General features: G+C 40.2%; 11 protein-coding genes. 6 read left to right on the top strand and 5 right to left on the bottom strand.

The features are described 5' to 3' along the window. Positions 1-68: 68 nt before the first annotated feature. Positions 69-6,209, top strand: coding sequence for an AAA family ATPase (locus V6C71_25160; protein ID HEY9771746.1), 6,141 nt, complete (start codon positions 69-71; stop codon positions 6,207-6,209). A gap of 38 nt (positions 6,210-6,247) precedes the next feature. On the opposite strand, the gene V6C71_25155 is transcribed toward V6C71_25160, so the two are convergent. The 4 genes from V6C71_25155 to V6C71_25140 all read right to left on the bottom strand — a co-directional run bounded on the left by V6C71_25155 (position 6,248) and on the right by V6C71_25140 (position 10,431). Beyond that, complete coding sequence (locus tag V6C71_25155) at positions 6,248-6,499, bottom strand: hypothetical protein (protein HEY9771745.1); 252 nt, start codon at positions 6,497-6,499, stop codon at positions 6,248-6,250. 61 nt (positions 6,500-6,560) lie between these two features. Then, positions 6,561-6,788, bottom strand: coding sequence for a hypothetical protein (locus tag V6C71_25150; protein ID HEY9771744.1), 228 nt, complete (start codon positions 6,786-6,788; stop codon positions 6,561-6,563). Between the two features lie 366 nt (positions 6,789-7,154). Further along, positions 7,155-8,492: an AAA-like domain-containing protein gene (locus tag V6C71_25145; GenBank protein ID HEY9771743.1), complete on the bottom strand. Its 1,338-nt coding sequence runs from the start codon at positions 8,490-8,492 to the stop codon at positions 7,155-7,157. Between the two features lie 253 nt (positions 8,493-8,745). Further along, entirely contained in the window at positions 8,746-10,431 is a 1,686-nt protein-coding gene (locus V6C71_25140; protein HEY9771742.1) for a hypothetical protein, read from the bottom strand. A gap of 615 nt (positions 10,432-11,046) precedes the next feature. Here V6C71_25140 and V6C71_25135 point away from each other — a divergent pair. The 5 genes from V6C71_25135 to V6C71_25115 all read left to right on the top strand — a co-directional run bounded on the left by V6C71_25135 (position 11,047) and on the right by V6C71_25115 (position 13,586). Then, on the top strand, positions 11,047-11,325 hold the full coding sequence (locus V6C71_25135; protein HEY9771741.1) for a hypothetical protein: 279 nt from the start codon (positions 11,047-11,049) through the stop codon (positions 11,323-11,325). A 30-nt stretch (positions 11,326-11,355) separates the two neighbouring features. Continuing rightward, positions 11,356-11,646, top strand: a complete 291-nt coding sequence (locus V6C71_25130; protein ID HEY9771740.1) for a hypothetical protein — start codon at positions 11,356-11,358, stop codon at positions 11,644-11,646. Between the two features lie 37 nt (positions 11,647-11,683). Then, positions 11,684-12,055, top strand: a complete 372-nt coding sequence (locus V6C71_25125; GenBank protein ID HEY9771739.1) for a hypothetical protein — start codon at positions 11,684-11,686, stop codon at positions 12,053-12,055. Between the two features lie 31 nt (positions 12,056-12,086). Then, a complete protein-coding gene (locus V6C71_25120) occupies positions 12,087-12,380 on the top strand; it encodes an FHA domain-containing protein (protein HEY9771738.1) in 294 nt (97 codons plus the stop codon). Positions 12,381-12,443: 63 nt separating this feature from the next. Further along, entirely contained in the window at positions 12,444-13,586 is a 1,143-nt protein-coding gene (locus V6C71_25115) for an FAD-binding oxidoreductase (GenBank protein HEY9771737.1), read from the top strand. A gap of 617 nt (positions 13,587-14,203) precedes the next feature. Here the strand turns inward: V6C71_25115 and V6C71_25110 are convergent. Then, on the bottom strand, positions 14,204-14,926 hold the full coding sequence (locus tag V6C71_25110; protein HEY9771736.1) for a manganese catalase family protein: 723 nt from the start codon (positions 14,924-14,926) through the stop codon (positions 14,204-14,206). Between the last annotated feature and the right edge of the window lie 213 nt (positions 14,927-15,139).

Below are 15,139 nucleotides of genomic sequence, written 5' to 3'. Positions count from 1 at the left end.
TTAGGATGACAGATCTGTTGACGATCGAATGGGTAAAGTATTTTTGACTTAATTTTGAGTGATTTATTATGATAACTTTGACTGGCTATCAAATCTTTACCAAAATCTACGAAAGCTTTAACTCAGAACTCTATCAAGGCATCCGCTCTTGGGACAATCAGCCGATTATTTTTAAGGTACTAAAACAGGATTACCCTACTGCTCAAGAACTCACCCGCTACAGGCAAGAATACAAAATTATCCGCAGTCTTAACTTTGATGGGGCGATCGCGGCTTATGGTTTAGAACCTTATGGAAGAACCTTAGTCATTATTTTAGAAGATTTTGGGGCTGTATCTTTAAAAAAATGGATCGAGTCAAAGCCTTTGACTTTAGCAGAATTTCTGCCGATTGCGATCGCGATCGTGGAGCATTTAGGAAAAATTCATGCAGCCAAGGTGATTCACAAAGATATCAACCCTGCCAATATAGTCTTTAACCAGACAACAGGACAACTCAAAATCATTGATTTTGGCATTGCTACTATCTCCCAGCGAGAAAGCCCAAGTCTAAGAAGTCCCAACATTCTTGAAGGCACTTTAGCCTATATCTCCCCCGAACAAACAGGACGAATGAATCGTAGTCTGGATTATCGCACCGATCTCTATTCTTTGGGAGTCACCTTCTACGAACTACTCACCAAACAATTACCTTTCGAGACAAGCGATCCACTGGAATTAATCCACTGTCATCTAGCCAAGCAACCACTATCTCTTCAGCAAATTAATCCCGATATTCCTTTAGTTATCTCTAATTTGGTGATGAAGTTAATGGCAAAAGCAGCTGAGGATGGATATCAGAGTGCTGATGGCATCAAAGCGGATTTAGTAGAATGCCTCAGACAATTAGAAACCACTGGAAAGATCGGCAATTTTGCGATCGCCACTCAAGATTTAGCTAATCGGTTTGAAATTCCTCAGAAACTTTATGGTAGAAAAGCAGAAATTTCGAGTTTACTAGCCGCATTTAAAAGAGTCGCCGCCTTAAATTCAGTCTCAACCGAGCTAATGCTGGTCACTGGCTATTCTGGGGTGGGTAAAACAACCCTAGTACAAGAAATTTATAAACCGCTCACGGAAAAACGCGGCTATTTTATCTCTGGTAAGTTTGACCAATTTCAGCACAATATTCCTTATTCTGCTGTTGTCGATGCCCTAACCGATTTAGTTAAACAACTTTTGGGTGAAAGTAAGACAAGACTCAATCGCTGGCGTGAAAAGCTCTTAACTGCTTTGGGCATAAATGGTCAAATAATTATTGATGTTATTCCCGAAGTAGAATTAATTATTGGCAAGCAGCCAGCGACGCTAAAATTAGCGGCCACAGCAGCCCAAAATCGCTTCAATCTGGTCTTTAAAAACTTTATTCGCGTCTTTTGTGACTCTAAGCACCCCTTAGTTATCTTTCTTGATGATTTACAGTGGGCAGACTCTGCCAGTCTCCAGTTAATCGATCTGATTATGTTGGATACAGATATTAGACATCTATTTTTAATTGGCTCTTATCGAGATAACGAAATTAACCCCGCCCATTTATTAACGATTACTCTCGACAAATTGCGTCGAGAAGGGGCAATAGTCAATCAAATTATTTTAAAGCCCTTAGCTCTTCATCAGATTAATCAGCTAGTTGCAGATACGCTCAATAGTGAACCAGAATATGTGCGATCGCTAGCAGAATTAGTTTGGCAAAAAACCTCTGGTAATCCTTTTTTTGTCAATGAATTTTTAAAAAGTATCTATGCAGAAAATTTGTTAGTATTCAATGCTGCTCCACATTTTGTTAGCCAGCCCAAAAATTCTCGAGGTACTTGGCAATGGGATCTCCAAGCAATCAAAAGGATTAGCAGCACCGATAATCTGGTCAAATTTATGATGGACAAAATGCAGAAATTGCCCAAATCTATCCAAGACAGTTTAAGTATAGCTGCTTGTATTGGGGCAGAGTTTGACTTAAATAAAATCTCAATTATCTGTCAAAAATCCGCAGCGGAGATTTTTGCCAATTTAACTTTAGCGATTGATACAGGTTTGATTATTCCTCTATCAGAATTAAATGAACAACTATTAATTGAAGATTATAAATTCGGACACGATCGCATCCAACAAGGAGCTTATGCTTTAATTGATGAGCCACAAAAGCTATCTATTCACTTAAAAATTGGTCGCTTACTTTGGGAAAATACGCAACCAAACGACTTATCAGAGAAAATATTCAAAATAGTCGATCATCTCAACTTAGGGCAGCAACTAATTACCGAACAACCAGAACGTAATAAAATTGCTCGGTTAAATTTGTTGGCAGGACAAAAAGCCAAGGCAGCAAATGCTTATGAAGCAGCACTCAAATATTTTACAAGAGGTCAAAAACTTTTAATAGATGAGAGTTGGCAGACTAACTACGATTTGATCTTAGCCCTCTACTCAGAAGCAGCAGAAGTAGCGTATTTAGGCGGCAATTTCGAGCAGATGGAATATTTTGCCTCAGTAGTGCTGCAACAGGCTAAGACTTTGCTGGATCGAGTGAAAGTTTATCAAGTCAAGCTCGAAGCTTACCAGTCACAAAATAAAGAGTTAGAAGCAATTCAAATGGCTCTGCCCGTACTAAAAAATTTAGAGTTCACTTTGCCAGAATCACCTCAACTATTGGACATTCAACAAGAACTGGCAAAAACTCAGACCAACTTGGCGGACAAGCAAATTGAGGATTTAATTAATTTACCTCAAATGAGCGATCCAGGCAAATTAGCCGTAATGAAAATAGTCAGCTCCATCTTTTCTTCTGTCTTTATTGCTGCTCCTCAACTACTGCCAATACTGGTGTCTAAACAGGTTAATTTGTCTATCCAATATGGGAATACTTCTCTATCTGCCTTTGCTTATGTCAATTATGGGCTAATTTTGTGTGGCGTAGCAGAGGAAATAGAAAAAGGCTATCGATTTGGACGGCTGGCTTTAAATATTGCTGATAAATTACAAAAATCAGAACTGCTACCCAAAATAATTGCCGTATTTTCAACGGCAATTAGTATCTGGAAAGAACCAGTTAGAAACTCATTGGCATCCCTGCAATCTGCCTATCAGATTGGCTTAGAAATGGGAGATTTATACTATGGAACTACCTGCGCCTATCTCTACTCGTTTCATTCGGCGTTTGTTGGCAAAGAACTGACACAATTAGCCTCAGAAATAGCAGTCTACGATCGCGCTTTTAGTCAACTCCAGCAACAAAACACCCTTAATTATCTGAAAATTTACGGTCAAACTGTCTTAAACTTAATGGGGCGATCGCCGACTCCCTATTATTTGAGCGGGGAATACTATGATGAAGAAATAATGCTCCCCCTGCATCTAGAGGCAAATGATCGCTATGGACTTTGCGCTCTATACGTCAATAAACTACACCTTTGCTATTTATTTAGAGAGTACGATCGCGCCGTTGAAAACGCGGCTAAAGCTCAACAGTATCTAAATGGAGCAACCGCAACCCTGCTTATTCCTCTATTTCATTTTTATGATTCTCTGGCACACCTTGCTGTTTACCACTCGGTGGCTATTTGTAAGCAACAACAAATTTTAGCCAGAGTTGCTGCCTGTAAAACCAAGATGCAGCAATGGGCAGATCATGCGCCGATGAATTATTTACACAAGTTCTACTTAGTAGAAGCCGAACAACGTCGAATTCAAGGTTGTTATCTTGAAGCAATGGAGTTTTACGATCGCGCGATCGCCGAAGCCAGAGAAAATAAATATATCAATGAAGAAGCCCTCGCTAACGAACTGGCAGCCAGATTCTATCTAGGCTGGGATAAAGTCCGAATCGCCCAAGTCTATATGAATGAAGCACACTATCTTTATTCTCTTTGGGGGGCGACGGCAAAGGTGGAGGATTTGCAGGCAAAATACCCACAGTTATTAATCAAATCCTCGGCTACCGCTTCTATAACCGATAAGCTCAAAATAACCAGCAATACTAATACTCGTTCGGGAGAAATCTTAGATTTAGCCACCATTATTAAAGCATCTCAAACTATTTCTAGTGAAATACTTTTGGATAAACTACTGGCTGCTCTAATGAAAATTCTCATTGAGAATGCTGGGGCGCAGGTTGGCTATCTAATTTTAGAAACTCAAGGACAACTCCTGATTGAAGCTTCTGGTTCAGTGGAGCGACAGAACGTTAGTGTTTTAAAGTCGATCGCCATTAAAGGTTATCTGCCTACATCAATTATTAACTATGTTGCTCGGACTCAACAAACTGTGCTGATAAATAATGCTGTTTATCAGGGCAATTTTACCCAAGATCCCTACATCAAATTTCATCAGACTAAATCTCTGTTATGTACACCACTACTCGATCGCGGACAACTCAGAGGAATTGTTTATCTGGAAAATAATCTCACCGTAGGCGCGTTTACCCAGTCAAGGCTGGAAGTTCTCCAAGTTTTATCGAGCCAAGCAGCGATCGCAATTACCAATGCCAAACTCTACACCGAGCTACAGGAGAATCAAAGCCGACTCGCTCAATTTTTAGAAGCGATGCCCGTCGGCGTATCTGTTCACGAACCCACAGGGGAAGTTTACTATGCAAATCAGATCGCCAAAAAGTTAGCCAAAGAAAGCAATGCCCCGCCACAGATCAGAACTGAGCAATTGTCAGAAGTTTATCGGGTGTATCAAGCTGGAACAGAACAGCAATATCCAGTCGAAGAATTGCCCATTGCCCGAGCGATCGCTGGTGAAACGGTTAAAAAAGACGATCTCGAACTTCACTTGACTAATAAAATTATGCCTTTGGAGATTTCTGCCACGCCAATTTTTGATGAAACGGGTCAAATTAAATATGCGCTCGCCGCTTTTGCTGACATCACCGAACGTAAACACTTAGAAACGCAACGCATTCAGTTTACTCAAGAGCTTGAATTCAAAAATCTGGCTCTACAACAAACTAAAGATCAGTTAGCTGAATCCAATCGCACCTTAGAACAAAAAGTTTTGGAGCGAACTCAAGAACTTTCACAGACTCTAGAAATTCTCAAAGCCACCCAAGCCCAGCTGCTGTTTGAAAACGAGTTACTTAAAAGTGCCGAACCAGATGCTACCTTTGACTATCAGGTAGGAGGAAGTTTACCGATGGATGCCCCTACTTATGTAGTGCGATCGGCAGATCGTCATCTTTACAAAGCGTTGAAGCACGGCGAGTTTTGTTACGTACTCAATCCTCGGCAGATGGGCAAGTCTAGCCTGATGGTACGCATGATGCACCACCTCCAACATGAGGGGTTTAGCTGTGGGGCGCTCGATCTGACTCGCATTGGCAGCGAAAATATTACGCCCGAGCAATGGTACAAAGGCTTGACAGTAGAGCTATGGCGCAGCTTTGGTTTACTAAGAACGATTAATCTTAAAAGTTGGTGGCAAGAGCGAGAAGATATTTCTCCCGTGCAGCGGTTGAGTCAATTTATCGAAGAGGTTTTACTAGTTGAAGTGGGTGATGCTGTGCCTAAAAAACTAATAATTTTTATCGATGAAATTGATAGTGTTTTGGGCTTAAATTTTCCTGTTAATGACTTTTTTGCCCTGATTCGCTCCTGCTATAATCAGCGCAGTATTAATCGAGAGTATCGACGTTTAACCTTTGCTTTTTTTGGCGTTGCTACCCCCTCAGATTTAATGAACGATATCCAGACGACTCCCTTCAATATCGGTCAGGCTATCCAACTAGAAGGGTTTAAAGAGCATGAAGCACAACCTTTGTTACAAGGATTAAGCCAGAAAGTAAGTAATCCCCAAACAGTGTTAAAAGAAGTATTAAACTGGACAAACGGTCAGCCTTTTTTAACTCAAAAGCTGTGTAAATTGATCCGCAGCGATTCATCTTCGATTCCTACTAGTACAGAAGCCCAATGGATTGAGAACTTAGTGCAAACCAAGATTATCGAAAATTGGGAATCTCAGGATGAGCCAGAGCATTTAAGAACTATTCGCGATCGCCTTCTCAAGAGCAAACAATCCGTTCGGCTAATAGAACTCTATCAACAAATTTTGCAGCAAGAGGTTGTTGCAGTTGATAGTTCAGAGGAAAGAGAATTGCTTTTATCAGGGCTAGCAGTTAAGCAGCAAGGAATTCTCAAAGTTCACAACCGTATTTATCGCTCAATTTTTAATTAGCTTTTAACAAAGATTTCAAAGAGCGATCGCTCTTTGAACTAGATAAAAATAACTTTATTCATTTCGACATCATAAATCAGTGCATATTCAATGCCGATTCTTTTAGCTACCCCGAGCAAATATCCAGCGCGGTAATCTAAGTTGAACCATTCGTAGGCGATAGGTTCAAAGTTATTTTCCCCATCTGATTTGCCATCAGAAAAATTACTAGTAAATTCATAGTCGACTTCTGGTTCAAGTTCTCTAACCTCAGCAACTGAAATATCAAGCAAGTTGAGCAAAAAATTCATAATAGGTAGTCGCGATCTAAAGATTAAATAAGTAATAAATGAAATGAATATTTCTGTTTCTTCAAGCAGCGTATTCAGTGTGTTCTGCGATCGCCATAGTCGAAGCTTGTCTATTAATAAATCCGTAGCGATAGTCAGCGCTAAACCATTGATCTGCTTTAGGATAAAAATCTTGTCGTCTGTTTAATTCCCCGTCTGAAAAACTAGTCCCGCGACTATAGTTGACTTCTAATTCAAATTTAATCGCGTCAGTAACTGAGATATTGAGCAAACTTAGTAATGTATTCATAGTTGATAAGAGAACAAAAGTAATTACGAATTAAACAGGAATTTCGCAAAAACCCATCAATAAATTTGTGCAGGTACTTTGTCTGGAACGATTTCCTCGTTGTCTTCATCAGATATCAGTCTTTTCACCTCTTTTTGATTCGAGCTTTGCTTCTGTTTTATAAATTCTTTATATAAACTTCATAAGAACTTTATAACTGCAAAAACTGGAAATGCCCAGTGAAAATACTTAAATTGTTGTTTTTTTTTATATTTTGCAGCAAAATGTCTGTGTAATTACTTATGGGGCAATACTTCTCGGTTAAGTCTTTATTTTTATTGATTGGCTAAAAGCTAAGAGCTAATAGCTAATAGCTAATAACTTCGCTCAAAAATATCGTCGATATAATTCACAACCGGCGATCGCTTTACCTTTTGATTGCTTAATAACGCCCATACTGCTTAGCTTGTAAGCCAAAATATGATCTAAGTTAACTGGCTCAGTAGCGTTAAAAACCGTATCCAAAGCTTGTGCCAATTCAGGCTGTTTTTCTAATGCCGCCCAGTGACGCTGTAGGTGATGAGAATAAATTCCCATAACCGTAGGAGCAGCTTCTAATAGCTGTGATATAGTTATTTCCTGCCGACTGAGATGATAAAGAGCCAAATTTACTAGTGCAGGATGCCCCCCCACCATAGTCATGAGCTGTCTACCTTGAACGCCGTCTATCCAGTTAAGTCCGTAACGTTGGGCTAGTTCCTGTACTTCTGCTAAATTAAAATCTTCTAGCTGAATTGGCAAACCGACATTGAAAGGAGATTGATTGAGCTGAAGCGGAACGTAAATTTCCGTCGAGTGGATTACAACCAAACGCAGCTTTTGCCAGATAGGTACTCTCTTGGCTTCTTCGTACCATGAACGCAACAAGGATAAAAAATCTTTTGCCACTTGAGGATGTTCAAAAACCTGATTCACTTCATCTAAAGCCAAGACAAAAGGAGTATCAATTGACTCTAAAATGTAGTCTTGTAAATAGAGGGTGGAGCTAATTTTGCTGCCCATATCTTCATCCCAATATTCGTCTAGCATTGGTTTACGCTGAAGCTGACGACTAATATTGGCACATAGCCAGCGCAAAAATTGATTCAAATCGCTGAGGATTGCTTGATCTGCTTGCTCTAGGTTCAAACTAGCTGTACGGTATCCCTGCTGATTAGCATAGTCGAGAATTCTCAGTAGCAGCGAGGTTTTACCCATTTCTCTAGGTGCTTTAATCCTGATTAATGCACCTGATTTTCTAATTTCTCGATTAATCTGCTCTTCAATCAAAGAGCGTTTTAGGTAAAAAGGAGAGTTTAAAGGTACTGAGCCACTAGGGTAGGAAGGTAACTTATCCTGATTGATATTAGTAAAAGATTTTGTTAGGTTTGACTCCGAGGTTTTTGTTGTTTGATTTGCTTGGGTAGTGGCATAAGACTCTAATAATAGCCGACAGTTTTTTTTGGTCACGCGCTGACCAATGAGGTTGGAAAGTCGCTGATATAATTCTGGAGCAACAACGGTAGTAAAGTAACCAGGACTGTAATCTGCCTCCATCGCCATTTGGTTGTAAGTTTTATACTGCCAAATACCCCGCAAAATCATAATTTGTGTGGAATTAAGAGGGCGATCTTGATTGTTAACTAGCTGACGGTCAACAATCTCAAGGAGGTGATCGAGGTTCATGGCGATTAGTGACTGATGTTCACACTTTGATATTTTGCTTGAAAAAACAGTTTAGATTAAAAGATTAAGCAAATTTTAGCCAATTTGCTTGAGTTAGGGTGACAAATTGTTACTCTTCTTCAAAGATCATAGATGATTATAAATGATTCCGGATTATTACATTTGCCATAAAAAAGGCGATCGCCTGATTAAACAAAGCGATCGCTCTCTGGAAGAAACTCCAAAACTAATAGTATTAATAGTTGCTAACTGATTATATTTGAATCAAATCACCGCTGAGGCTGCGAAACTCAAATGTTCCAATCTCTTCTTGATAAGTGCGCTTGATATCACGTAGCATACTAATTGCCATCCTTTCACCAAGCAAATTACCGCCTGTCTCAATGCCAGTACCTGAACGATCAAACGCAGCGTTACAACCAGAGGCAGTCCCATCTGTTCGCCAGTGCATTCCCGCCCCATCACGGAACAGCGTAACATTGGCAATCAGTTTGTTAAGCTCACCATGCACGGTTAGCGTCGGACCATTGAAATCTCCAAGTCGCTGACCATTATCGACTGGCGCTTTGGGATGGGGAAATTCAGCATCGGCAAAAAACGCCTTGGCAATGGTTGCCCCTGCCGCTACAAATGCAGAATGTCCACCAGGGTATGAGGGATGAGTTGGAGAGCCTTCGGGAAAAGCCATAGGTAGTAACCAAGTTCCATATCGGTCACCACGACTCTGGGCTAAGTTCTGCCGTCTGTTATGTTCGAGAATGCGATCGAGTACTTGAGTAGTTCGCCAAACTTCTGCACCATCTCCAAAAAGCTCGTTGAACTTTTCATTGTTAAGTGGGCTATCAGGTGAGTTACCTAATATCCCGCGTCGGAAAAGCTCAAGACGCTGGGCGTATGCTTCTGGTCGCAAACGTCGATGAACGCACCACTTTTGAAACCAGGCGTGCTTGAGGGCATAGACCCCAGCTAGCCCACTCTGAATCGTAATATCTGGACCACCAAGACTACCAAATGCCTCAGAATTCATGATTTCTCGACTTGCATATGGACTTACATCTGAGAGGTTCGCCTTCAGCCCTAAAAGAATAATTGTCGACCAAAGACCTGCCTGGTGTGGAAAATCAATGTGTACCCATTGACCTCCATCGCGCAGCGTCGTAATGTAGCGCGTACCGTCAATGATGTCAGAACCAGTCGGATTGATATTTCCATTATTAACTTTGCGCCAAGTTTCAAAGTCAGTCAGGTAATCAAGACCTTCTCTTGGGTAACGCTGCAACTGTCGAATTGGCTGATTGCCGAACTGAAAATCTTGTAGTAAAAATTGAGAGACGTGCGGTCCTACATCGCAACCTTCATAAGGGCCGCGAAAGATTGTGTCGGGTAAACATTCAAAGCCAAATTCTTGCTCGAATCCAAGGTTATTTAAGTCTTCGCAAGCATCAGCGATTAACTGACTATTGGCATATTGGTCAAATCGTATATCTCGAGATAAGGCCATCCAGTAACGCTCGACCATATCAATGGCTGTATTGCGACTGGCAAACTTAGGAGCTGCTGCTATACGTGTGCCATTGGAGTCGTCACCGATTAATTGAAATGAGTAAGCGTTGAGCGGATTGGTAAGCAGGCGGTTTCCTCCAAGTTGGACCCTCTCAAAGGCTTCCTGAGTACCTTCTTGGATAGCTGCAAGTAGTGATTCATAAGAGAAGTTTTCTACCAATCCATTGGAATTATGAGCTAAGGCTTTAGAAAAGGAAGCGAAGCCTAAAAAGCCAAGATTCTCAAACCGTTTTTCATCTTCATTGGTTGGCGGTGGCGAAGTTATGAAGGCATTAAAAGCATCTTCGAGCGTCAGTTTGCGTTTAGTGCTTGCTTCTTGTTGCCGAGCTTCAAAATCTTTTTCTGGCAAATTTTGTTGATAGTTAAAGTTAATCATTACCAATCTCCTCGAATAATATGTTTGCAAGTGAACAATTAAAAGCTTTGTTTTTCTGAGGCAGCAAGCGAGCGCCAAAGAAGCTAACCAAAGTCAGTTCTGCTAGCGGTAACTAATCTGTTGCTGAGCAAAGCGAGTTGTCGTAATTGCCAATTGCCTACGTTTGATATTAGTTTTTTCTGATTCTCTCGATCTCATAGAACTCATAGAGAAACTCATTTAAAAAGTCATGAAAAAAACTGTAATTACGGTAGGTAGTTTTTAATTAAATAGACTTACGTTGTTGATTAATTGGCTTTTCCTAAAGGACGACGCGAAGCTAGTGGTTTACCATACCGCTCCGAGACCGAAGGGAATCCTTTAGGGCATATGCTTACTTCATACCGCTACGAGACCGAAGGGAATCCTTTAGGGCATATAGCTTTTAGCTTTTCAGATTACGCTGGTGTGTTCTACTCAACCCAAAAGCGCAGTAGTAATTTATTTAGGCGAGAAATGCTATGAACTATCTTGGGCAACATAATAATGAGTTGTGAAATGAGTTTTATGAGATCGAAACGCTCAAAGCAAAACTAAAATAAACCGCAAATAGTACACAAAGGTGGAAATTTAACTATGACATTAATTACGACTCAAGAACAAAAATCTCAACCTACTTATCAACCTGTGAGAAAAGTCACCGCAGGTATATTTACAGGGGCTTTAGTTACTTTGACGGTCTTAATTCTCAATACCTACAATCCTTTTTTTAAAGAGGAAAGTAATCAAATATCTGGGGAAATGTCTGGAGTAACGACTACGGTACTTACTTTTATTGTTTCCTATTTAGTACCTCCTGGTAGAAAAGAGATAGTTGTAATGGAAGACGGTGTTACTAAGTCAGCTCAAGAGTAAATTGTGTAATCAATAATTTTATCGAGAAAAATGGAAAAAATAATCGATTTTACTAAGAATTTGTTTTCTCCAAAAGCTCTCCTAGGTTTTATTGTTGGTATTACCATAGGTTTCATAGCTACAAAAATAATTTCTCTTGCCGAGCAAAATATTCATATCGGAGAATTTTTAGCTGCCATATTGGTGAGTATGTATTGTTGGCTTTACTGCCTACAAGTCAGAATTAAATTGGCAACATCTGTTAAATTTGCGATCGCCTCTTTAAGTTTTAGAACCCAGCAAAATTCCACTTCAGTACGTCTTGGCAACAGTAATACCTAAAGCTACGCGACAAGACCACTATCGAGTTTACCAGGGCATGCTACAAGAAACTTTGGCAGAGCAACTTTTTGAGCCAAATATTAGCAAGGAAGCTCTCCTGCAACTTCGCAAACAGCTACAGCTTGAAGATGAAGAACACGATCGCATCTTGGCAGAAATTATTCAAGAGCAACCAAACCTGATATATTCTGGCACTTCCCAACGCTCCAGGCTCGGTTTAGCTAGGACAAAACTAAAAATCAAAAACAACCCAAGCGATCGCTCGGCGATTAAACCAATTCAGAACAATCGTTTACATCAAGCATTCACCAAAATCAAACTCATCAAGAAGCAAACCAAGAATTACTCCCAAGTCATACCCACAAAAATTAGACGAATCGCAGTAAAAAACCATCAAAACTCAAAGTAAAAACTAATTGACAAATTAAGAGGTATCTATTGTGTCTGCAACCAATATGTCAACAACCAACATCAAGTCGAGCAAGCATTATGAGGCTTTTCTTACCTTCAAAATTACAGCACTTAACGCCCAAACCAGCGAGTTTAAAGAAAAATTACTGACAACGCCAGCAATGGGAATGTCAAAAGATTGTCTTATTGGCAGACATCCTAGTTGTGACTTGGTTCTCGATAGTGCTGAAGTGAGTCGCATTCACGGTCGTATTTGTTTTCAAGACGGACAGTATTTTTATACAGATATTGGTAGTATAAATGGCTCGCAAATTGACGAGTAACAAGTTGAGAGGGATCAGATTTATCCTTTAAAGCCGAATAGTCTACTTCGCATCGGCGGATTTGTGCTAACGATCGCCCAAATAACCAACAATGATGCTGAACAGATGCAACCCTTGCCAGAACTTGCTCTTGCGTCAGCTCAACCTCGCTACTGGAGTTCGGGAGAGATAATCGTTCGCTGTATACAGGTAATCGCTGAAACTCACGATGTCAAAACCTTTCGCTTTGTTGCCAAACCACCAGTACTGTTTTCTTATCAGCCCGGGCAGTTTGTAACCTTAGATTTAGAAATTGAGGGCAAAAGAGTGAAGCGTCCCTACTCTATTTCCTCGACTCCCTCTCGTCCCCATATTTTAGAGATTACCGTCAAGCGAGTTCTGCTTTTAACCGGACCTGATACAAATCCTGGTCTTGTTTCTAACTGGTTGCACGATCGCATTACTGTCGACTCTCAAGTTAAATTAACTGGTCCAATGGGAAAATTTACCTGTGTCGATCATGCTATTCAAAAACTGCTCTTTATTTCAGTTGGCAGCGGTATTACGCCCATGATGTCAATGTGCAGATGGCTCTGTGATAGAGCAGATGTCGATATTGTCTTTATCTATAGTGCGCGTAGTCTGCGCGATTTTATTTTTCGGTATGAATTAGAGTCAATGGCAGCACGGTATGACAATTTTAAGTTGGCAGTGACCATAACTCGCTCCGAACTAGGTCAAGTTTGGCAGGGATATACAGGCAGACTAAATGAATTCATGCTGCAAGCGATCGCTCCTGATGTTCAAGAACGCTCAGTTTATGTCTGCGGAGCAAATCCGTTGATGAAAAGGGTTAAAACGATGCTAGAAACTCTGGGTTTGCCAATGGAGAGCTACCACCAAGAGAGCTTTGGCGGTTCTAAAAAGCGCTTGCCCAAAAACAAATCTAACGAGTCCAAAGCAACAGTAACGTTAATTGCTTCAAGATGCAGCGCAAAAGATTACCAAAAATCAGCTACTCAAAATATTACAGGCAGAGAAAATACTACTTCTGTTAATACAACTCAGGATAAATCTCTGGTAGTCTTTGCTGAGTCTGGTAAAGAAATCTGCTGCGATCGTGAAGAATTTATTTTAGATATTACTGAACAAGAAGGGATGAAACTGGCTTCTGTCTGTCGTATGGGAGCTTGTGGTGCTTGCAAGCTACCTCTATTGGCAGAATAGGTAGCTTACGATGGCGACTCTGGGTGTGAACCAGGACATCTTTTTTCCTGCATTGTCAAGGCTAATGGGCGGGTTGTAATTAAAGCTTAAAGCAGATCTTGATTTTGCCTATTTTTTAGACAAATACTCTTACTGCTATGAAGACTTTGCTTAATTCAGGCAATATTTTAAACTCTCGCGAGCGCATTTTACACTCCTTAGATCACTTAGCCAAAATAGCGATCATTGATAACGACGATGATTTATTGCTTAACAAGGACTTATAGCTCAGAGAAAAGCGCTCGCAACGAAGTAAAGAGGTATTATATCCAGTTCGGTTGAATACTTAAATTAAAGAGGTGGCGACATCCGAGGTTTCCTCGGATGCGCGAGACCGCCGTGATAAATTAAGTAATAAGTAATGAGTCTATCACGGATAAGCGGAGCAAATAATGAGTTTTTTTCGCTTGCCACCAACTTTTTTTCAACCAATTATCGGTACTTGATATTAAACCCCAATTTCTCAAAAGAATCGCTAAATTTAACAGCAGTTAATTTAAAAACATAGCCAGAGAATTAATTCTCTGGCTATAGCTAAATCCATTTTTAATTCAAAATATTTTTATTTAAATATTTCTTTATTTGGCTGTCTCAGAATGGTTGGGTTGGGGGTTGGCAATATATCTAAAGTCAGGCTCTTGATTCCAAGAACCTCGCTGATCAACCTCTACGCTTGAGTTGTCTGCTGGAGTAGAGGTAGAGAGATTATAGTAAAGATCTACTGTCTCATCGGGCTGAACGTTACCAAAGAAGGGATCGGTAAGTTTGCCTAAATCATTTAGTGCATTCATGAACATCTTTGTATGAGAAATTTCGCGAGTCAACAAATGTACTAAAGTTTTCTTAGTATTTTCATCTGGTGCTACTTTGATCAATGCCTCATAAGTTTGACGCGCTCCTGCTTCTGCGGCAATATTGGCACGTAAATCACGCACGACATCACCACCTTCATTTAGATAAGCTGCTGTCCAAGCACTACCTTGACTATCAAGAAAATGCGGACCCATTCCTCTGACGGCAAACAACGTACTTTTATATGCATCAGTTTGATCGACATTTTTAGTGTGAGCTTCGATCATTTTGCCAACCATTTCTAGGTGACCAAACTCTTCAACTGCAATATCTTGCAGCATATCTTTAATCGCTGGATCTTCAACATGGAACGACTGCACCCAATATTGTAAAGCGGCAGACAGTTCTCCAGTCGCACCACCAAATTGCTCTAGTAACAGTTGAGCAAAGCGAGGATCAGCTTCTTTAATATCGACGTTGTGAATAGTTTCTTTTTTGTGAAAAAACATTAGTTTATTTCTCCTATAGGTTAGTTTTAAAATGTATTTAGGACAAATTCCAGAACAAGTTTATCCCTCATTATTTTGAGTAATACCAAATTAAATAATGTTGGCAAAAATAATTTTTAGGTCGCATCCTTTTTTTTATTTGGTATAAATTTCTTGCCTAAAGGTAATCTATAAACTAATACTAATTCGCTGAAGTTGCTAGCTACACCGTCT

This window comes from Coleofasciculaceae cyanobacterium (assembly GCA_036703275.1).
Taxonomy (GTDB): Bacteria; Cyanobacteriota; Cyanobacteriia; order Cyanobacteriales; family Xenococcaceae; genus Waterburya.
The sequence above is the reverse complement of the archived record's forward strand: the minus strand, read 5'-3'. Positions and strand labels throughout refer to the sequence as shown.